Raw genomic sequence first — 21053 nt, forward strand, 5'->3', positions numbered from 1 at the left:
CATGACATTACACGGACGTAAATGAATGGTATACTAATTGAATACGAACTCGGCAATCAACCCGTGGAATCGGGACGTCGGAGTAGAGGAGGCAGCCACATTGGCAAAAGCAAAAGTAGCAAAAAGACCTACACGGGATGAGTTTGAACTTGAAGAGTTGGGAAATCAGCTGGTTGAAGCCTTTCGTGAACGTTCGGAAGTACTGTTGACGGTATGGGGCAAAGAAGATCAGGTGCAAGGAGTTATCGTCAAAATGGACTCCCGCACACGACTCGTGCATGTAGAGTATACAGAGGAAGAGTTTACGGCGAAGGTACCTTTTCTGGACATCATGCGAGTGCAATCTCCCCGGTACTGAACGAAAAAAAACAGCATTTGAATAATTAGGGCATCCGCCCTGTCAAAGTCGTTCTTCCTGCATAAGATAACCCATACCTGTTGCAGAGGAGGTACGGTCAATGAGCGAAGTATTAGGTGGAGAAGCAAGAGGCTACGGATACGGAGGTTTCACTTCTGTAGGTGCCATTCTGGTTCTGTTCATCCTGTTGGTTATCATCTCCAAAGCGTTCTTGGTATAATTGCATATCTCTTAAGAATGAAAGAAGCTCTGCCATCGCGGCAGAGCTTTTTTGTTCGTTCAGTCATTGGCGAATTTTGTAGAAAATCGGTGTAAGTCATGCTTACGTTATGTTAGAATATAACCATCCCTAGAGAAAGAAAGAGGTGTTTTGATAATGAGCAAAGAGTTAACAGAATCTTTAAATGAACAGATGAACTTTGAGTTTTATTCCGCTCATGTATATCTGGCTATGGCAGCCTATTGTTCGAGCAAAAGTCTGGATGGATTTGCGAACTTCTTCATCGTGCAAGCGGAAGAAGAGCGATTCCATGGCATGAAAATATACAAATTCCTGAATGATCGTGGACAACGTGCTACACTTGCGGCATTGCCAGAACCGAAGAATGAATATGCTTCGATGCTGGATGTATTTGAGCATGGTTATGCTCACGAGCAACAAAACACGAAAAAATTCTACAATCTGGCTGACATCGCCCTGAATGAACGTGAACATGCGACGATGTATTTCCTGAAATGGTTCATTGATGAGCAGGTTGAAGAGGAAGCATTGTTTGACAACATTATTCAGAAGCTGCGCCGCATCGAAAAAGACAGCAATGCCTTCTACATGCTGGATGCAGAGTTTGGCAAACGTTCGTTCACTGCCCCTGCTGAATAACTGTACGTGAGAGTCGGGAAGATTCCAGCGACAAAAGATCATCTACATACAGCATGATACCTTATGCTGATTGAAGACGAAGAAGCTTGCACTTTGTGCAGGCTTTTTTTGTATGCAAAGATATTTCGTTATTTTATCGATATGCTTGAATCGGAGAAAAAGTCTATCAAAACCCTGAATATGGGTAATAGAGGATATGTCACAATTGATCTATCCTGGCGGGATCTCTTTTTTTGCGCAAATCTATCAAATTCGTATTAAATTTTAGGTTTATCTGACAAAAGTGTAACTCTACCGTAGCCTTTGAAGCGAGAACAAGAGCCGCTATCTTTGATAGTATTAGGATTAATCGCCAAGGGATGAAGGTAGAACAACATGGACACCCGGGGAAATATAACACACAAGGGAGAATTTTAATTATGTTACATATTCGCAAATCTATCATGGCTACACTTGCTATTTTACTAATCATTCCACTACTATTGCCGCATTCGGTATCTGCCAAATCAGCTACATCCAAGGATAGCGCAAGCAAAGCGAGTTCCAAAATCATATACCTGACGTTTGATGATGGGCCAACCGCTCACACGGGTCAGTTACTCGATATTCTCGATCAATATAATGCGAAGGCAACGTTCTTCATGTTGGGTCCTCAGATGGAGCAATTTCAGAAGGCTACCAAACGCATCGTAGCTGACGGGCATGGGTTGGGTCTGCATGGTGTGACTCACGTTCCAAGCAAATTCTATAAATCCGCCTACAGCGGATTGAAAGAGATGCAACAGGCCAATGTAAGTCTGAATAAGGTTGCCGGAGTTAAAACAAGTCTCGTTCGTACGCCATACGGCAGTAAACCATACCTCAAGCCGGCATTCCGCAATGTGTTGCTGGGTCAGGGTGGATTCCATCTGTGGGATTGGAATGTGGATTCGGAAGACTGGAAATACAAGAAGGATCACCAGAAGGTCTATAACAGTGTAATGAAGCAGATTCACAATGTACAAAAGAGTGGAACAACGCCTGTTGTGCTTATGCACGACCAGGAAGCGACGTTGAAAGTCCTGCCACAAGTGTTGAAAACATTGAAGGCAGAAGGGTATCGTTTTGAAGTATTAAACAAGAAAGTACAGCCGGTTAACTTCTGGAATGACAAGCGTTAATCTTTTTAATTTTCCAATTCAATCAGTCGATAGAAAGACCCAGACTACAGATTGGCTACAACCAAGGAGGTACACATCATGAAGAAACAACCATTGTGGATCACCATTCCGGTAACGACTGCCGTGTTACTCGCTCTAGCAGGGTGTGGCGAACCGGATTCGAATAATGCATCATCAGATAATGGCTCTTCTCCAACAACGACAGTGGGTGAACAGACCCAGACCGGAAGCGGAGGTGCTGATTTTTCTAATGAAAATGAAGGGGGAAGCAAAGAAAACACGAGCACAACAGATGGTGAAGAAACATCAGGATCTAAGGCGAATGACAACCAAGCTACCAATGGTCAGGTGGGTGTGAATGAGGTAATCCAGCAAGTTCGTAACCAGTTGACGATGAAGAATGTATCTTTACCCACATCCTTTACGTTAGAGAAGGGCGAATATTTGGGTGCGGCAATACCGTCCAACACTGCTGATGCGTTTAAAGTAAACTTCTACGCCACGACTCAGTCTGTTGCCATTAATGATCAATCTTTAACTGCATCCGACAGTAAGATACCTGTACTGGCTTCCTATGAAGTGAAGACCTACAAGGACCCGAATCTGACAGAAATTTTCCCTGAGACGGACCTGAAAGACATTCCAACAGACATGGCTGTGGATCTGGGACATGGGATTAAAGGCATGAGTGAAGGTGCGGCAGGCAGTCAATATCTGACTTGGCAAGAAGGAAGATGGACGTTACAGATTCGCTCGGTTTCCGAAGATAAAATGAATAATCCAGGTATTGCGAAGAAAATAGTGGAGTATCTGGAGTCACATACATTGCCTGTACCGAAAGATAAAGGGTATATCAACGTGGAATACCCAAGTGGAGGAAAGTCTGTTCGTGTAACGATCTCATGGCAGGACGGTCATCAAATTCACCAGCTCAAGACCGATCAAATGCCACTAGAAGCCCTTGGTATGGCTGTATCTGTGAAATCTTGAGCATCTCATTGATATTCTGAAATATACAAGAAGTGAATATCAGATTATTATAATAAACATAAAAAGCTTGGCCCAAGAAGTGTTTTCCTGGGCCAAGCTTTTATTTCGAGCATGTTATTATGACTGACTTGTGCAGCCGAGCTACATGCTTATTTATGTTTCAATGGGTTAAAGCGGTACTTTCATTTGAACCACCCTTTTTCCTTGGAACGCGTGATGGCTTCAATGCGGTTACTGGCATTTAACTTGTTGAGAATGATGGAGATGTAGTTACGCACCGTACCCGTTGTGATGAACAGATGTCCGGCAATTTCCTTTGTGTTCTTCCCGTCTGCCATGAGGCCGAGTACGGCGTTCTCCCGTTCAGTCAGCGGATTCTCTTCGACATAAGCCTCATCGACCAAGTCGGGAGCGAAGATGCGTCTGCCATTCATGACTTGGCGGATCGCCTCGGCAAGTTCTTCAATAGGACTGTCTTTAAGCAGGTAGCCACGGACACCACCCTTCAGGGCACGTTCAAAATAACCGGTCCGGGCAAAAGTGGTCAGAATAATGACCTTGCAGCTCATTCCTTTGAGTTCTTCTGCCGCTTCGAGGCCGCTCTTCACGGGCATTTCTATATCCATCAGACAGATGTCGGGTGTAAGCTCTTGGACAAGGGAAAGGGCTTCCTGGCCATTGCTGGCACGTCCGACAACTTCCATATCTTCCTCCAGATTAAGCAGGGAAGACAAGGCACCGAGCATCATGCGCTGATCTTCTGCGATTACAATTCTAATCATGATTCTGCCTCCTTTATCGGTTTGCGGACGAGCTTGGGAACATGAATAATGATGGCTGTACCCTCGATGTTTGTATTAGATCGAATATCCAGACAACCATTGACGAATTCAAGTCGTTCTTTCATTCCCAAGATTCCCGTTCCACGTCGTTCTTGTTTACGAGTTCGTTCTATCCCAACGCCATTATCCTGTACAGTTAGGACATTATCGGCGGGTGTCTCTTCAATTATGATGGTACATGTTGTTGCCTGACTGTGTTTAACGACATTGGTGACGGCTTCTTTCAAACACATGCCGAGCACATTTTCATTCAATTGTGACGTGTCTTGCAGCTTAGGATTGCCTTCCAGCGCAAATTCAATCGAAGCGGCCTTCAGAATCTGCTCCGCCCGGAACAGTTCATCGACCAATTGCGTACCACGCATGGTCGTTACCATTTCGCGTACTTCCTTCAGAGCTGTGCTTGCCGTTTGTCTGAGGTCGTTCAATTCGATCTCGGCTTGATCGGGATTACTGCGGAGCAGCCGCTTTGCGAGATCGGTTTTGAGCCCGATTAGAGAGAGTTTCTGTCCAAGCGTATCGTGCAGGTCACGAGCAATACGTTGACGTTCTTCCATTTTTACGAGATCATCGAGTCGTTTGTTGGCATTCTCCAATTGGCCTTCCAATTGCTCAGTCTTATTTTTATTATACGTACTGATTGGAAGCAGGATGGACGCCATTAAGCTGATGAATACAAACGGGAACTGACTCACGAGCAATGAACTCTGATTGATAAAACCATAATTAATGGTTAGGAAGCTGGCTCCCAAATTCACCGAATAGAGGGTGAAGAAACCGGCTTTATTTTTAATATTGCCAATAAAAAAAGCAAGAAACAATGAGAAATAGGCATAATCATAGGCGATCGTCATCGTAATGGATATCGCAATGAGCAGTCCAATCCACATGTACACTTGCCAACCCTTGGTGATGAAGGCGAGCAAATAACAGACGAAAAAGACGAGAATGATTACAATGCCAGTTACCATTGTCCATAATTTGGAATATTGTGAAATGTAATAGAAGGGCAGGATGAAAAAGACAAGCCATACATAAGGGTTCAACCCTGTATTTTTATAAAAAATCTGCATCCACTTTTGAATGGAAATTCTCCTCCTCAACTTGCAATGTACTCAAACTTAGCCTGACTGTAGCACGACTTTAGCCTGAATACAAGAAAACGAATCCGACAGAGTTAAGGCTTCTCTGTCAGACCCGCTGGATTGGTTACTCGGATAGGCGGTTGAACATACGGCTTGCGGGATAAGCTTTTGAGCTGTCTGAAACTAATAAATTGTTTGGAATCTTCGTCCCATAAGCGGAAGCGCAGGGCAACCAGACTGGAACGTAGTGTAATAGTCGTTGCTTTTTGCAAAGGCGGTGTTGCATTATGTGCCTCTTCCAGGAAATAGTTCGGTACACGCGGGCTCAAGTGATGAACATGATGGAACCCGATGTTACCACTGATCCATTGCAATAATTTTGGCAATTTGTAATAAGAACTGCCTTCAACCGCTGCTTTTACATAACTCCATTCATCTTCATGTTCAAAGTACGTTTCTTCAAACTGATGCTGAACGTAGAACAACCAAATTCCGAAGAAACCGGAGAAGAAGAATATAGGTGCTTGCACCATAACAAAAGCTTGCCAGCCAACTAACCAACACATGGCAGCATATAGCGCAACGATCAATACCGTAGTCAAATGAGTATTAATACGTTCTTTACGTCTTGCGCCTTTGCGGTTAAAGCGATACGCGAGAAGGAACACATAGATGGGTCCAATACAAAACAATACAAACGGATTACGATAAATGCGGTAGAACATACGACCCCAAAAGGAAGCTTCTTTGTATTCGTCAACGGTCATAACCCAGATATCGCCTACACCACGTTTGTCGAGATTACTGCTGGTTGCGTGATGGATGGAATGCTCGGCTTTCCATTGTTGATAAGGTGTTACGGTTAATACACCTGTAATGGTACCGAGAATATCGTTGGCACGTTTGCTTTTAAAGAATGAGCCATGACAGCAGTCATGGAAGATAATGAATGTCCGTAGTACAAATCCGGATGCCACCAGGGCAATCGGGAAGGTAAGCCAGTAGGAAACCGATAAGCTAAAGTAAGCTGCAGCCCATAGCAAGAAGAGCGGGAGCAATGTATTGATTAACTGTCGGATACTTAATCTGAGATCATTTTTTTCGTAAGGGGTGACTTCTTTTTTTAGCGCCATTTCTTTGTTTCTGCTCATTGACGTTTGTCCTCCTTCAATCGTTATAGCTGTAGTCAGCTACAACTTGGCGTTTCCCGGTAGAACTTTCCTTTAGGAAGCGTTTTTATCATTGTAAAACAAACCGACCATGACAGTAAGTCACAAACGTCAGCCTTCTATAATGATGAATATCAATGATGACCCATGACATTTGTCATGGGTGCATGATGGTGAATGGCTTTGCAGAAGAGAAAAGAGGACGGTTTTGTAAATTCCTTTGCACAAATCACGCAACAATTTGTATTATGTATACAAATTTTGTTGTGGGCATGGTAAAATCTATCTTTGAGTGATTATGACAACTTATGAGACGGGTCGATTAAGTTGATTTCTGATGGATTGGATGGAATGCATGATGAAGAAACGAATTACGGATATTCTATTTATTATGGCAGGTGCATTTCTGTTTGCACTGGCGGTGAACCTGTTCGTCATCCCGAACGACTTGGGTGAAGGCGGCGTAACGGGTATCACGATTATTTTGTATTACCTGTTTGAATGGTCTCCTGGACTGATGAACTTGATCCTGAACGGTATTTTGTTAATTGTGGGATATCGGTTTCTTGATAAAACGACTACGGTGTATACGATTATTGCGGTCGTATTCAACTCATTGTTCCTGCATCTGACGGAGAACTGGACGATTGCATCGGATGAACTATGGATTAACACCATCTTTGCTGGTGTATTTGCCGGTCTTGGTATTGGCTTAATTGTTAGAGTGGGAGGAACAACGGCGGGGACAGTGATCTTGGCCCGACTTGCCAACAAATATCTGGATTGGAATATCAGTTACGGACTTCTGTTTTTCGATCTGATTGTGGCCTTTTCTTCATACTTCATCATTGGACCACAAGGGTTAATGTGTACCATTGTCTTGCTGTTTGTCGGAACCAAAACGATGGAGTTCATTATCGAAGGACTCAATCCGAAAAAAGCCGTTATGATTATTTCTTCCAAACAGGATGAAATCGCGAAGCAAGTCATTGAGAAGATGGACCGCGGAGTAACCGTCCTGTCCGGTCATGGCTATTACACGAAAAATAAGAAAGAAATTCTATACATTGTGATTAGCAAGCAAGAAGTTTCCATGCTGAAGAAGATTGTACGAGCAGAAGACGAGATTGCTTTTATCACCATTCATGATGTGCGTGATGTATTCGGTGAGGGATTCATTGAACTCTCCAAAACTTGATACACTTATATAGAAGAAAGAAGTTGCGGTGAAAGCTCACTGCAGCTTTTTTTGTTGCGATGATGTGGGGTGATACTGAACTTAATCCGACCCATAGATGGTTTTGAGCTTACTTCATAAACTTCTCCAAGAACACAAATCACAACACCTGGTTACTTTCCATAATGTCCGTATAAAGTGTACTTTGCGTCAAGATCTGAAATTGTAGAACTTTTTGGACTCCCCATCAAATAATAAGCAAACTTGTTTCCGATGTTATTACGTTATATTCCGGATTACCCATGCCAGTCAGAATGGACATAAAGTGCTCTTGCTTGATGAAATAACTTTCTGGGGCAACCTATATGAAGGTAATTGTTTCCCTGATGTCGAAATAGTATTTGTAACATTATAAGGGAGAGAGGCTAGAAGCGTTATGAGTACGATATATCAACGATTTACGAAGCGTTTGAATTAATAACTGAAGAGAGAGAATGAATATTAAACATGCTGTGAGTTGGGCACGTAGAATAGGAGTTAGTATCTCCTAGTGTGGGAACAGCGCATGGTTGTGGAGGTGCATAATACGAATGATGATGATTGTATCGTTATCTATGATGGAGGGAAGAGGGGGATATAAAAAGTTTCCTTAATTAGTATGTTATCGCTTAATAATGAGTGTGATCTTCGAACTGCTGTACCAAGATTGTAATTTTCGATTACGATCAAGAGTATGCATTAGAAGAAAGTGAGCCTCTTTTTATTTTCTTGTGTGGTATGTTTTTAGTATCTATACGTAAAAAGGATAATTGGTTAATCGCTTTAGAGCATTTTAATGAAAAGAGGATTCAGGAATTTCAGTGCATAATTTGGACTCAACAAGTTACTAATGAGTTAGTATAGTCGTTATAGAAATATAGCCTTGAAAAAAGGTAGATAATTGAATGTAATGCTTTAATCCAAAATCTCTGTAATGGGGAGTATAGGGAGAGAGACAAATTCTAATATAGTCGATTTTATTGATTTTTTTAATTTGAACTGGAGGCAGTATATGTTTTTAAGAAAAATGACTAAAAAAGTAAGTATATTTATATTAGCTACAAGTTTTGTATCCTTGATCGGTGGAGTTGCATATGGGGAGAAAGCCCATTTGGATATTGAAGGACATTGGGCAGAACATACTTTTAATAAATGGCTTTCAGAAGGGCTGATTAAAGGATATTCTGACCAAACACTTAAACCCAACAATGTAATTACACGTGGAGAATTTATGGCATTGGTTAATCGTCAGTTCGATTTTAATGAAGTAGAAGAACTACATTTCACAGACTTGCCGTCTTCAAATTGGAGCTATCTAGAAGTGCAAAAAGCGGTAAAAGCAGGTTACATACAAGGTTATAAAGATCAAACTATTCGTACTTCTAAACCGATAAGCCGTCAAGAAGCTGCAGTTATTGTAGCAGACTTACTGAAATTACCTAGTAATGAAAAAGCAGCTTTAGCGTTTAAGGATTCTCCAGAATTTACATATTGGAGTAAGGGTGCCATAGGTGCTACATTCTCAAAATATATCATTACTGGTTATACAAATGGTTCATTCAAACCGGCATCTCCAATTACGCGAGCTGAGGCAGTTGTGATGTTGGATAAAGCGATAAGCTTGATTAAAGAACAAGAACAAGAACAAGAACAAGAAACAGAAAGTGAAGATAACGATAATATACCTTCACTATCTATACCTACTGCGAGTTTAAGTTTAGATTCAAACAGTACATCTAATGGATCCGGTTCACCTTCGATTACTACTGGAGTGAAGACCTCCACATTAATCACCACCGAAGGAGTCAAAGCCGTTCAAGGCATATCTCAAGTTGCCACTCTGACAATTACAAGTGGTGCAGATACGGCAGGTTCATTGCGTGCTACATTTACGGATGGAGTAAATCCAGTGACCGTTGATGTAGAACTCAATGGAACTGAAATGGATTCTGAGGTAGCTGTTAAAGTCGCTAGAGCGTTTGAGAATGTGTTAACAGGATGGAATGTGAATGTTGAGCTCGCAAGCATTTATTTCTCAGCAGTAAATCCAACCGTTAACAACGAACTTGTTAAAGTTACCTTGGAAAGCATAACGACGGGGGTGGTCTCTAGTGGTAGTGTCATTACTGTCCCAGGTAGTATTTATAACAATTCAGGTACAGCTCAAGTAGCAACACTGGTTATAGAGAACGGTGCAACGGCTCCGGGTTCATATAATGTTTATTTTACAGATGGAGGAGTGCCAGTTCAAAAAAATATCTACATGTTGGGAACAGAAACAGCGGCTGAAGTAGCATCTAAAATAGCAGTCGCGTTTGGAACATCCGTAGCGGGTTGGGGTGCAGATGCTGATGGGACTCGAGTACATTTCACATCGCAAACGCCAGGTACTAATAACGAAAATGTTCGAATATACGCTTTGGAACCCTCAGGAGTAGGGGCACCTTCAAGTACACTTGAAGTTCCAGGAAATCCTGCAACCAACACATCCCAAGTAATTAAGCTGCGTCTTCCCAATTCAGAGAGTGATCATGGGCCGATAGGCGTCAAATTCACGGATGGAGTCTCCTCGTGGACAGCCTATGTCTCTATGATGGGAAGTCCTGAAACAGGAAGTGATCTTGCTGACAAGATAGTAGCAGCATTCGGGAGCACGATTCCGAATTGGATCGTTTCTTCACGGGGCTCAGAAGTGATTTTTACAGCCGAGTTTCCAGTAGAGAATAACATAAAAGCTATGGCGAGACTTTCAGGATTAAACACAGGAATTGGTATGCCAGATAGTTCGATTACATCTGTAGGAACAGCGCCATTACAGGGTACAGCTCAAGTAGCAACACTGGTTGTAGAGAACGGTGCAACGGCTCCGGGTTCATATAATGTTTATTTTACAGATGGAGGAGTGCCGGTTCAAAAAAATATCTACATCTTGGGAACAGAAACAGCGGCTGAAGTAGCATTTAAAATAGCAGTCGCGTATGGAACATCCGTAACGGGTTGGGGTGCAGAAGCTGATGGGACTCGAGTACATTTCACATCACAATCGCCAGGTACTAATAACGAAAATGTTCGAATATACGCTTTGGAACCCTCAGGAGTAGGGGCACCTTCAAGTACACTTGAAGTTCCAGGAAATCTTGCGACAAACACATCCCAAGTAATTAAGCTGCGTCTCCCCAATTCAGAGAGTGATCATGGGCCGATAGGCGTCAAATTCACGGATGGAGTCTCCTCGTGGACAGCTTATGTGTCTATGATGGGAAGTCCTGAAACAGGAAGTGATCTTGCTGACAAGATAGCAGCAGCATTCGGGAGCACGATTCCGAATTGGATCGTTTCTTCACGGGGCTCAGATGTAATTTTTACAGCCGAGTTTCCGGCAGAGAATAACATAAAAGCTATGGCGAGACTTTCGGGATTAAACACAGGAATTGGCATGCCAGATAGTACAATAACGACCGTAGGAGCTCCATACCCTACTGGCGAAGCACAAGTGGCTACCTTAGTGATAGATTCAGGGGCTACAGCTGCCGGAACGATTACCGCTACATTTACAGACGGTAGCACAACCATTCTTAAAGATATTGAATTAATAGGTACAGAAACTGCTGCCGAAGTAGCAACGAAGATAGCTTGGGCATTTAACACGTCTTTAGTTGATTGGAACGCTACGTCAAATGATAGAAATGTTATATTTACAGCCCGAGCACCTTCGGATAATAATCCTAAACTATCCGTGGCAATCGTGGAAGCTACAACAGGTATTGGATTGGTATCAAGCTCGATTACTACACCAGGATCGGAGACGTTTGCAGGCGTAAAGCAAGCTGTAAGTTTAAAAATTGATTCTGGCCTCAGCGAGCCAGGGATTATTAGAGTTGTATTTCGAGACGGTACGAATGAAGTTTCCAAACGTTTAAGATTGTCAGGAACAGAGACATTAAATGGACTGGCTGAGAAAATTGGTTCTGCATTTGAGAATTCAATGGCTGGGTGGAATGTCACCACGATGGATCATAATGTCATTTTTACAGCAAGTACGCCAGAAGATAACAATTCTAATGTAAGTATAGTTGTCTATCAGGAGTAAAAGAAACGAATAAATAAAACTAGATCAAATTACACGGTACCTCATAGAGACCCTTAAAAAAAGTCGCTCTATGAGGTATTTTTGTTGTATGTTAAATGGATCCAATAATGGAGATTACCCATAAATTATTTATAACAATAGAATGAAACAACTTCCCGAAAATCTATAATGAGTAATCAGTATAAGCCGAAGGGATTACGTATACTGATAAGTTCAAGCACCTCTAAATTACAAGAAGTATGTAAGAAAAGCTTGTGGTTTTAGATGGGGAGGTCCTTGGAATGACTCGGATCAACCAGTTGCTAAACATTGGAGAGTGAAATATATAATAATAAAGGACATTTAGGTTATAAACCCGAAATTGTGCTGGTGAGAAAAGAACGTGAGACTTGAAGCGTAGATTGACCTGCTCGGAGCAGAGAGTGAACTCTAAAATATTCGCATGGCCGAACGGAGATAGAACCACGAGTAAAACTAACATCTAGTGCAGTTGCGATCATGCGGGGGGGGGGACCTGAACTTGTGATCTTAGACAAGGATTGATTTGAATAGGACACGGAGAATGTGGGAATATCATGTCATCTATTGGAGCATAAAAAGCTGTACACTCCCAAAAGGCGGTGATATATTGAATTTAATCAATTTGTTAATAAACTTAACTAACTAAGCATTTAGCATAATTTCCAAGAGCGTTTTACAATCAGCAAAATATAGATCGAAACGGTGTTATTCGTCTATATTTTGTACCCGAGAGCGACTTTAATCGAATTATGCAAAATGCTAACTATAAAAGGAGGGGATAACATGGCTGGCACACCGCAATATATCCGCAATCTGAATGAAAATCTGATTATGGATGCTCTGATAACGCAGGGAACCATGTCCAGAGCGGATATCAGCCGTCAGACCGGACTTAGTAAACCCACGGTGTCGTCGGCGGTCGAACATCTGATTGATCGTAATCTGGTCAAGGAAACGGGGAGAGCCGACAACGCTCAGGGTCGCAAAGCAACGCTCATTCGTTTCAATGAAACGGCTTATTATGTCTGTGGTATAGATCTCGGAGCAACACGCATTCGGATCGCATTATCCGATCTGAATGGAGAGATCATCGCCTATCGAACGTATCCCATGATAGTCCAAGCAGCCAATGACCGAGCAGAAGCGACAATGTTGGAGCTGCTTCGAAGCCATATGAACGCATTGCTTGACGAGAATCATCTGAACTGGAATCAGATTCAGTGCATCGGGTTCGGCATACCGGGTGTAGTACTGCCTGATTTGGGTCGCATTAATCGTATTGTGGACCCGTTAGCGGGTCTGGAACAAGCCTTCTCACTGGAGTCGTTGTCAGGAGCATTTCCCTGTGAAGTAATCCTGGAGAATGATGTGAATCTTGCGGCGCTGGGGGAGTACAGGACTGGTGCAGCAGCAGGTTGTCCTTTGTTTGTTTTTTTCTCCATTGGAACAGGAACGGGCGCTGGCATCATGGTGCATGGTCAACTGCTTCGAGGTCTTGGTGGGTTAACTGGAGAGATTGCGGAGATGCTGATGGAGGATGGTCGTCGTCTGGAGGAAGTGCTGTCAGCCGATGGTCTGATGCAATTGGCGAAACGCTACCTTAATCCACATGATGAACTATTGGAAGTTGCTGATTCGGGTGTGGATATAAATGCAGATGCAGATGATCTTCGGAGACACCTGACTCCCGAGATGTTGTTTGAAGCAGCACGTAGTGGAGAAGTAGAGGCGTTAGAGATTCTAAAGCAGTATAGCCAGATGATTGCTTCAGCTTTGCGTCAGATTAGCGTTGTGCTTGCTCCTGAACTGATTGTACTTGGCGGAGGCATAGGGGGAAACGGGGATGTGTTGTTACCGTTATTGAGACAGAACATATCTGAGCAATTCCCGGTGCAGCCACAGTTAATCTGTTCCAAGCTCGGTGAGCAGGCTGTTGTCACTGGCGCGGTGCAGGTGGCTGTACAACAAACGATGCTAAATCTGCAACAGGAAGCCATGGAATAGATATTGGATTTACACATGTAAGGAGGGAAACGGGATGACAGAATCCGTGAAAAATGTAAGTAATGATCGCCAGTCTAATCAGGATGGTACGGTTGGAGGTGATCCATCCGGCTGGATTGCAGGTATTGACATTGGAGGCACCAAAACATTAATGCTCTTGTCATCACAACAGGCTGGAAGTGAAGTTCATGAACGTCGCTTGCCTACGCTTGTCAGTGATCAGCCGGATGAGTTCTTCCAATGGTTATTTGCTGAATTGGAAACATTCTGCCGCGAAGTTGGATGCAGTCTGGATCAACTTTCGGGTGCAGGCTTGGGGTTCCCTGGTGTGATTCTGCAAGATGAGGGAATACTGCGAAGTGCTCCGGCTTTTCAGTGGCCTGAGCTAGATATTCGCCCTGTTATTGCGAAGTATTACAGCGGGAATATCATGTTGGATAATGATGTGAATATGGCTGCAATGGGAGAATATGATCAAGGGGCAGCACAGGGACATCAACACTGTGTCATGGTCACGGTTGGAACAGGCATTGGTTCTGCTCTTATCCTGAATGGACAGCTGTATAGCGGTCAGAATGGAGCAGCAGGCGAGATTGGGCATTTCATTGCCGGAGACGAAGGGCTTCATACCGGTTACGTTGCGGATGCGGATTCCTTTGGTGTATTCGAGCAAGCGACTTCAGGTACGGGAATTACCGAACAGGCGAGGCGTTATTTTGCAGATGGAAAAGGAAGTGATATATCCCTGATCATGAGTCTGGCAGGGGAGAAAGTGGAACAGATCGAAGCCAGACATGTATTCAAAGCAGCTGAATCAGGTGATATTGCTGCACTGGAAATCCTGGAGCTGCCCATGCGTTATATGGCACGAGGCTTGGCGAATATTATAGCTTTACTTAATCCTTCCATAATTGTGATCGGTGGTGGCGTGGCAGCATCCAACCCATCCTATTATCTAAATGAAGTACGTACACGCCTTGAACGATATACTGTTCTGCCTGCACGTTTAGCTATAGCTGAACTAGGGAACCAAGCAGGCGCGATCGGGGCATTGGCTGCAATCAGGTCAAGTCTAGCACGGACGTATCAATAGAGAATAGGCGAAGCGACTACAGAATTAAAGGATGGAGATCCGGATGAGAAGCAGACATATGAAGGCTTACACAGAGAAAACAAAAGCCGATTCCAATGATGCAAGACGTGTTTTACTCAAATTGCAGGGCCTATATCTGTTTATGGGACTTGCGGGAGGAATGTTTAACCCGTACATTAATCCCATATTGGTTGCACAAGGTTTTTCCAGTAAAGAAACCGGATTTATCATGGCGTTTGGCACACTCGTATCTATTATTCTTCAACCTATATGGGGAATTCTGGTAGATAAGTTTAAAAAGACACGGTTCGTACTGGTAATAAGCTTGCTTGTTCCTGCATCGTTAGCGTACTTCTACAATATTCAAGTGTACATTATATTAATATTGATTTATACTTTATGCACTATATTCCAAGTGACTCAGATACCTGTGGCTGACTCCTATGCGGTTACCGCCGCGAGGGCAGCCAATACCTCATATGGCATGATCCGACTCTTCGGCAGCATCGGAACGGGAGTTGGTGGATTCGCAGCAGGGATGTATCTCTCCCAGTTTTCCATTCACATGTTATGGCTGCCATTTCTGATGTTTAACGTTCTGAGCGCCATACTGGCAAGTACACTTCCCCGGCAGACGAGCATATCCTCGTCCTCGGTAACCTTCTCCGTAGGTTTGGCAAGATTGCTCCGAAACCGGACATTCCTTCTATTTCTAACAGGTTGTTTCCTGGTTAACCAAACGCTCACTGCGTTTAACTCCTTTTTCGTTATTTCATTTCAGATGGCTGGCGGTTCTGTGACCATGACAGGTACGGCGCTGTTACTTGCGTCGATTACCAATGTTCCATCCATGTTGGTAGCGGCATTCATACTCCGAAAATGGGGACATGAACGCACGATGTTGTTTGCAGCTGGGGCGTATATGTTACGTTGGGGAATACAATGGTTATGGCCGACACCTGAGGTGATGATTGGCGTTCAGGTGCTGCATGGACTATCCTTCGGATTCTTCTATATCGCAGCAGTGGAATATGTGGCTTCTGTTACGGGACGAGAGATGCAGGCCACAGGACAAAGTCTATTTAACATGGTATTTGCTGGCCTGGGCGGAATTGTTGGTAATATGCTTAACGGATATTTACTCGATTCCGGCGGTCCGTCATTGATGTATCTGTCTTGCACGATCAGTGCGGCACTAGGATCAGTGATTCTGTATATTGTCAGCAGGCAGGCCAAAGAACAGAGAAGATCATACTCATTAGAATAGAGATGGAAGGAGTTGGAGCCTATGAAAGTAAATCTGAAGCGGAATTGGCACACCAAGTTGATGTATTCCTATTTTCCTATTTTTCTGCTTACGATTTCCATTCTGATCTTTCTCTCCTTCCTGATTGTCAACGAACTCTCGCGTAATGAAACGCAAAAAGCCGACATGATCTCCACCCGCTATATCGTGGATACACTGGAGCGCTCGTTAAGCGACATTGAACTTCGGTTGCTTGAAGACATCGGTGCGAACAAGACATACAGTCGTTTTCTGGAAGCTGGACAGGGACAATTATCGAGTCAGTTCATCTATGATGCGGCAAGCGGGCTGGGACGTATGCTGGATCAGCAGGATATGATTCAATCCATTTACCTCTATCGCATGTCGGATTCCCAGATTCTTACGCCCAGAGGTATGATGCGCTTGGAAGATTTCCAAGATCGTGTTTATATTGAGCAAGCGTTGAAAGATCGCGAGAACCTCGGTTGGAACCTGCCACGTGAATACAAGGAACGTTCGTTCGACGTACCTTCACAGGTGATTAGCATGAATAAGTGGCTTCCTTTGCCGTGGGGAGGGGAAGGTCTGCTGGTCATTACGATCCGCATGTATGCAGTAGAACGGCAGATTGATAACATGACGAATGAAAAGTTGTCTGTTCTTCAGGTTAGGGATAAGAGCGACAATCTGATCTATGCCGCGCATCAAATGGGCCCTTCAGCAGGGGAAATCCTTAATCGTGTGTCTGCGGACAAGCTTGGTTTGGTCTTCGAGAGTGGCATTCAATCCGGACAACTGTATTCATGGGTATCGCTTGTCTCCTATGTGTGGATCGGCATTGGTTTATTAACGATAGTTGGTGCAGTGGCGGGCCTGATCTACATTACTCGCAGAAATACTCGACCCATTCAGTTGATCATGAATCGAATTCAGGCGCTACAGCCACGTGCCGAGGAAGATGAAGCAGCTCCGTCCGTTAAGGATGAACTGGCTCTCATCGACCGTGCGCTGGAACATTTGATTGCTCAAACGGTTGACTATGAGAAACAGCATCATGAGAACCTGCTGATTCATCGCAGACAGTTGCTTGTTGATCTGATGGAAGGAGAGCGAATGGATTCGTTCCGTCAGCGACTTCGTCATCTGCAACCGCTAGAGGAACGTTTCATGGAACCGAAGAGCGTTGCTGTCCTCATTGCGGAGATGAATGGTGACGATCTCTCGACCAATCAGAATATTCTGAAGATTGCGCTCATGAACGTGGTAGAAGAACTTGTGCAGAACGAGACCCAGTTCGGTGGTTGGGCTGAATGGTTTGGGAACCGCAGACTTATTGTGGTGATTGCATCGGATGAGCAGGAAGGACTGGATCGTAAATTGCTTATGGATCTGGCTAAACAGATGCATATGTGGATTGCGGAACACTTCCGACTCCGGTTTACCTTCGGCATTGGACGAACCGTATCAGGTTGGGAAGAGATCACGCGATCCTACGCTAGTGCAGATGCGGGTTTACAGCATAGGCTTACCCTTGGTAAAGATGCGATTGTTCTCAGTGAGCAGCTACCGGATCGTACTGAGCTTCAATCGTACAAGTACTTGCAGATGCTCGCGGACTTTGTCCGTGAATTCAGGCTTACGGGTGATGGCTGGCGGACGCAGCTGGATCAGATGTTTGTTGCGTTCGGCGAAGATCAGATTACAGATAACGATATTCGGATGTTGCTGCAGGCGTTAATCCAGATGTTGTCCCGTGAATTCGGGGAGCTGTCAGAACGGTTGCAAAGCCAGTTTGCCGAGGAAATCCTGACTCGTCTTCGCAGTGATATCCAGCAGGTGGAGACACTCGAGGAAATTCAAGAGATTTTGCAGGAATGGCTTAAAGAGGTTTATCGCAATTATGTTTCTGTGAATGAAACGAAAAGTCATCGAGCGATGATCAACGAGCTGCGGATCTATATTGAAGAGCATTTTGATGATCCGGATCTGTCGCTGAAACATCTGAGTGATCGGTTCCAAATCTCGGGTAAATATGCGAGTTATTTGTTCAAGGAAGAGTTTGAGATGAAGTTTGTTGATTTTCTTGTGAAACTGAGGGTTGAAAAGGCCTGCCGTCTGTTGTCTGCATCCGATATGGCTGTTCAGGATATTGCTGTGCAAGTGGGCTATGCCAATGCCATTTCCTTCGGCAGAGTATTTAAACGGATTATGGGCGTAACACCAGGGGACTACCGCAAGCAAAGTGGAAAACAAGGGGAGCAATAACGATCGATATTGGACGTGTCAGAACATCCAAGCATCGCATGAAAAGCAATATTCTTAGAGATATTTCATGAAATCTCTTGTATGAGGGGATAAGGTTCGTGCCTTATCGTCCTTTTACAGGAGATTTTTTGATGTTTAATACAACATCTTAGGCTCATTAAGCTGGTGCGTTAAGGAATTTTACGAATGACCTATACTAGCATTATGACAATCCATTAATTCATAGGGAAGGAGTTGAAGATGATGTATACATACGGACAGCAAGTGTGGGGATCGGTAGATATCAATAGGCGGGTTACCATCACAGCAAGCAACAACACATTCACATTTAATGTAGATGACTCGTCATATACGATAACTATACCTGATGGTATCTACACGACCACTCGCCAAAGGCATGAATCGGAACTTGTGCAGGCCATTTCGAAGGCGGGGGCAGCCCAGAACATTCCTGTGAAGTTTATTTTGGGCGGAATGCATTATGATGAGAAGTATAATGTGTTGATTCTGGAACATACGGACACGAGCAACGAACATGTCATCGATCAATTTGCGGGAAATGCCCTCGATACATTGTTTGGTCAAGTGAAGTTTAATCTTCCGCCGAGGGATTAGTGCATGAAAAGCTTTTAAATCTGCTGCACATGGAGATCACTACAGATGTGGTCTCTTTTTGTTATGGTTTGATGGGAGTACCCAGCGGAAAAAGGATTATTGCGAATTCGGTTATGCCAGATGGTGCACAATAAATCAAGGGAAACCAAACACTATGTGTTATTATAGTTAACATAAACGTCGTGAAAATTGTATATTGTCAGGAAATATGTTTATATATCGCGGTATTTAACTTAAAAAACGCAATTTTTACATTTTGAAAATAGTTTATTGTCTAAATATAAGATCATATGTAATGATTAGTGACATTCACAGGTGCAACGAAATGGTTGAACAAAGTGGAGTGGCAATCATGTGAATCCATTCAGAGAGTGTGCGAAAGGGGAAAGGTCAAATGAGATTATTTCAAAGACGTAAGGCAGGCAAGGCAAGTTCAATCCTCGCAGTGGTAACAGCATTCACTCTATTATTATCTGCATGTTCGTCAGGAAGCGAATCTACATCTTCATCAGGAGAGTCGGGTTCGGGGGAAAAAACGACTTTGAAAGTGGAAATCTTCGACCGGGGAAACACACCGGCGGGCTACACCATTTCGGACAGTTATCTGACTCGCTTCATTCAAGAGAAGTTTGGCGATCCAAACAACATCGACGTTCAGTTTGTTCCGGTACCACGCTCGGAGGAAGTACAGAAGCTTAACGTTCTGATGGCGAGTGGCTCTGAAGTACCTGATATCGTCTTTACCTACGACTCGGGAACATTCAACCGTTATGCACAACAAGGTGGTTTAACTGAACTTACGGATCTGATCAATCAAACGGGTCCTAACCTGAAAAAATTGCTGGGAGATGAAACGCTGGCCTACGGTCAATACGATGGACAACAGTTTGCGGTTCCAGGTAAACGTCTCGTACTTGGTAAGTACGCATCCTATGTTCGTCAGGACTGGTTGGACACGCTCGGATTGCCTTCACCGGAGACAGCTGAGGAGCTGCATACAACACTGAAGGCCTTTAAGGAAAAAGATCCGGGTAACGTTGGTACAGGACTTATTCCAATGGGGATGTCCATTGCCTCTGCTCAATATGAGCCCCTGATCTGGTCATTCATTGAACCACTGACGGAAGAACAAAAATATACATTAACTCAACAACTGGGTTCTAATGACTATCCAACGTTGTTGCCTGGTTTCAAGGATGCCTTGAAATATTTGAACACACTCTATAATGAAGGATTAATGAGCAAAGACTTTGGACTCGACAAAGACAAGAAAAAGCTGTGGGAAGATGTGTCTAACGGCAAAGTTGGATTCTACACCGAGGATGCAGGAGAGATATACATCTCTGGTACGTACAAAAACTTGCAAACCAATCAACCTGGTGCAGTGATGACACCGATCGATGCATTCAAAAACTCCGAAGGCAAATTCGCCAAACCGGCTTATGCACCCAATGCGATGTATGTCATGATTCCGAAGTCAAGCAACAATGCGGAAGCAGCAATGAAGTATCTCGATTGGATGGCTTCAGGCAACAACCTGTTCGACCTGCAATTCGGTGTTGAAAATGAGAACTATGAACTGGTGGATGGAGTTCCACTGATCAAGGATGATGCTTCTCCTGAAATCGCAGGTCGTATCTATAATTCCGGTGACATTGCCATTATCGTCAATGGTAAATACGTTGGGGATGACAAGAAAAATGAAGAAGCTTATGTCGTACAGGTAGAGTCGAAGTATCGGGATGATATGCGTAAGTCGGTAGCGATCTCTAACACGGACACGATTCAACCGGTGCGCTTCTCCAAACCGATTGAGGCGGAAGCACGCTACGGTAACGGGCTGAAAGACAAGTTTATGGAGTTCTTCGTGAAAACAACCATTTCCAAACCTGCTGATTTTGAAGCCACGTATGACAGCATGATGAAAGATTACATGGCGAGCGGTGGTCAAGCGATCCTGGATGAACGTACAGAAGCTTACAATGCGATGAAATAATT

The 21053-nt window shown here is 43.7% G+C and carries 16 protein-coding genes; 13 read left to right on the forward strand and 3 right to left on the reverse strand.

What is annotated here, in order from left to right; all coding sequences use genetic code 11:
• Window positions 1-100 precede the first annotated feature (100 nt).
• The 5 genes from MHI06_RS12795 to MHI06_RS12815 all read left to right on the forward strand — a co-directional run bounded on the left by MHI06_RS12795 (window position 101) and on the right by MHI06_RS12815 (window position 3388).
• Complete coding sequence (locus tag MHI06_RS12795) at window positions 101-358, forward strand: YolD-like family protein (protein ID WP_036608707.1); 258 nt, start codon at window positions 101-103, stop codon at window positions 356-358.
• A gap of 100 nt (window positions 359-458) precedes the next feature.
• Window positions 459-578 carry a hypothetical protein gene (locus MHI06_RS12800; protein ID WP_024631887.1) on the forward strand — a complete coding sequence of 40 codons (120 nt, stop codon included), beginning with the start codon at window positions 459-461 and terminating at the stop codon, window positions 576-578.
• Window positions 579-734: 156 nt separating this feature from the next.
• A complete protein-coding gene (locus MHI06_RS12805) occupies window positions 735-1238 on the forward strand; it encodes a ferritin (RefSeq protein WP_062834066.1) in 504 nt (167 codons plus the stop codon).
• A gap of 419 nt (window positions 1239-1657) precedes the next feature.
• On the forward strand, window positions 1658-2398 hold the full coding sequence (locus MHI06_RS12810; protein ID WP_169481701.1) for a polysaccharide deacetylase family protein: 741 nt from the start codon (window positions 1658-1660) through the stop codon (window positions 2396-2398).
• A 78-nt stretch (window positions 2399-2476) separates the two neighbouring features.
• Entirely contained in the window at window positions 2477-3388 is a 912-nt protein-coding gene (locus tag MHI06_RS12815) for a hypothetical protein (RefSeq protein ID WP_340401707.1), read from the forward strand.
• 182 nt (window positions 3389-3570) lie between these two features.
• On the opposite strand, the gene MHI06_RS12820 is transcribed toward MHI06_RS12815, so the two are convergent.
• From MHI06_RS12820 to MHI06_RS12830, 3 genes are all read right to left on the reverse strand, one after another.
• On the reverse strand, window positions 3571-4170 hold the full coding sequence (locus MHI06_RS12820) for a response regulator transcription factor (RefSeq protein WP_169481703.1): 600 nt from the start codon (window positions 4168-4170) through the stop codon (window positions 3571-3573).
• Window positions 4167-5315: a sensor histidine kinase gene (locus MHI06_RS12825; RefSeq protein WP_169481795.1), complete on the reverse strand. Its 1149-nt coding sequence runs from the start codon at window positions 5313-5315 to the stop codon at window positions 4167-4169. The genes MHI06_RS12820 and MHI06_RS12825 overlap by 4 nt, the downstream gene beginning before the upstream one ends.
• 92 nt (window positions 5316-5407) lie before the next feature.
• Window positions 5408-6466, reverse strand: coding sequence for a fatty acid desaturase (locus tag MHI06_RS12830; RefSeq protein WP_169481704.1), 1059 nt, complete (start codon window positions 6464-6466; stop codon window positions 5408-5410).
• 376 nt (window positions 6467-6842) lie between these two features.
• Between MHI06_RS12830 and MHI06_RS12835 the strand changes: the two genes are divergently transcribed.
• From MHI06_RS12835 to MHI06_RS12870, 8 genes are all read left to right on the forward strand, one after another.
• Entirely contained in the window at window positions 6843-7682 is an 840-nt protein-coding gene (locus MHI06_RS12835; protein ID WP_340402106.1) for a YitT family protein, read from the forward strand.
• A 1030-nt stretch (window positions 7683-8712) separates the two neighbouring features.
• Window positions 8713-11790 carry an S-layer homology domain-containing protein gene (locus MHI06_RS12840; RefSeq protein ID WP_340401709.1) on the forward strand — a complete coding sequence of 1026 codons (3078 nt, stop codon included), beginning with the start codon at window positions 8713-8715 and terminating at the stop codon, window positions 11788-11790.
• A gap of 804 nt (window positions 11791-12594) precedes the next feature.
• On the forward strand, window positions 12595-13815 hold the full coding sequence (locus MHI06_RS12845) for an ROK family transcriptional regulator (protein WP_340401710.1): 1221 nt from the start codon (window positions 12595-12597) through the stop codon (window positions 13813-13815).
• Between the two features lie 34 nt (window positions 13816-13849).
• Window positions 13850-14908 carry an ROK family protein gene (locus tag MHI06_RS12850; RefSeq protein ID WP_340401711.1) on the forward strand — a complete coding sequence of 353 codons (1059 nt, stop codon included), beginning with the start codon at window positions 13850-13852 and terminating at the stop codon, window positions 14906-14908.
• A gap of 43 nt (window positions 14909-14951) precedes the next feature.
• Window positions 14952-16175 carry an MFS transporter gene (locus tag MHI06_RS12855; RefSeq protein WP_340401712.1) on the forward strand — a complete coding sequence of 408 codons (1224 nt, stop codon included), beginning with the start codon at window positions 14952-14954 and terminating at the stop codon, window positions 16173-16175.
• 21 nt (window positions 16176-16196) lie between these two features.
• Window positions 16197-18440 carry a helix-turn-helix domain-containing protein gene (locus tag MHI06_RS12860; RefSeq protein ID WP_340401713.1) on the forward strand — a complete coding sequence of 748 codons (2244 nt, stop codon included), beginning with the start codon at window positions 16197-16199 and terminating at the stop codon, window positions 18438-18440.
• A 240-nt stretch (window positions 18441-18680) separates the two neighbouring features.
• Entirely contained in the window at window positions 18681-19055 is a 375-nt protein-coding gene (locus MHI06_RS12865; protein ID WP_340401714.1) for a hypothetical protein, read from the forward strand.
• A gap of 394 nt (window positions 19056-19449) precedes the next feature.
• Complete coding sequence (locus tag MHI06_RS12870) at window positions 19450-21051, forward strand: extracellular solute-binding protein (RefSeq protein ID WP_169481709.1); 1602 nt, start codon at window positions 19450-19452, stop codon at window positions 21049-21051.
• The last annotated feature ends 2 nt before the right edge of the window (window positions 21052-21053 follow it).

Source organism: Paenibacillus sp. FSL H8-0079, from assembly GCF_037991315.1.
Classification (GTDB): domain Bacteria; phylum Bacillota; class Bacilli; order Paenibacillales; family Paenibacillaceae; genus Paenibacillus.

Excerpts from the sequence above, each read along its gene's own strand:
- MHI06_RS12800 (WP_024631887.1), top strand. The coding sequence starts at position 459 with ATGAGCGAAGTATTAGGTGGAGAAGCAAGAGGCTACGGATACGGAGGT.
- MHI06_RS12805 (WP_062834066.1), top strand. The coding sequence starts at position 735 with ATGAGCAAAGAGTTAACAGAATCTTTAAATGAACAGATGAACTTTGAG.
- MHI06_RS12810 (WP_169481701.1), top strand. The coding sequence starts at position 1,658 with ATGTTACATATTCGCAAATCTATCATGGCTACACTTGCTATTTTACTA.
- MHI06_RS12815 (WP_340401707.1), top strand. The coding sequence starts at position 2,477 with ATGAAGAAACAACCATTGTGGATCACCATTCCGGTAACGACTGCCGTG.
- MHI06_RS12820 (WP_169481703.1), bottom strand. The coding sequence starts at position 4,170 with ATGATTAGAATTGTAATCGCAGAAGATCAGCGCATGATGCTCGGTGCC.
- MHI06_RS12830 (WP_169481704.1), bottom strand. The coding sequence starts at position 6,466 with ATGAGCAGAAACAAAGAAATGGCGCTAAAAAAAGAAGTCACCCCTTAC.
- MHI06_RS12835 (WP_340402106.1), top strand. The coding sequence starts at position 6,843 with ATGAAGAAACGAATTACGGATATTCTATTTATTATGGCAGGTGCATTT.
- MHI06_RS12840 (WP_340401709.1), top strand. The coding sequence starts at position 8,713 with ATGTTTTTAAGAAAAATGACTAAAAAAGTAAGTATATTTATATTAGCT.
- MHI06_RS12845 (WP_340401710.1), top strand. The coding sequence starts at position 12,595 with ATGGCTGGCACACCGCAATATATCCGCAATCTGAATGAAAATCTGATT.
- MHI06_RS12850 (WP_340401711.1), top strand. The coding sequence starts at position 13,850 with ATGACAGAATCCGTGAAAAATGTAAGTAATGATCGCCAGTCTAATCAG.
- MHI06_RS12855 (WP_340401712.1), top strand. The coding sequence starts at position 14,952 with ATGAGAAGCAGACATATGAAGGCTTACACAGAGAAAACAAAAGCCGAT.
- MHI06_RS12860 (WP_340401713.1), top strand. The coding sequence starts at position 16,197 with ATGAAAGTAAATCTGAAGCGGAATTGGCACACCAAGTTGATGTATTCC.
- MHI06_RS12865 (WP_340401714.1), top strand. The coding sequence starts at position 18,681 with ATGATGTATACATACGGACAGCAAGTGTGGGGATCGGTAGATATCAAT.
- MHI06_RS12870 (WP_169481709.1), top strand. The coding sequence starts at position 19,450 with ATGAGATTATTTCAAAGACGTAAGGCAGGCAAGGCAAGTTCAATCCTC.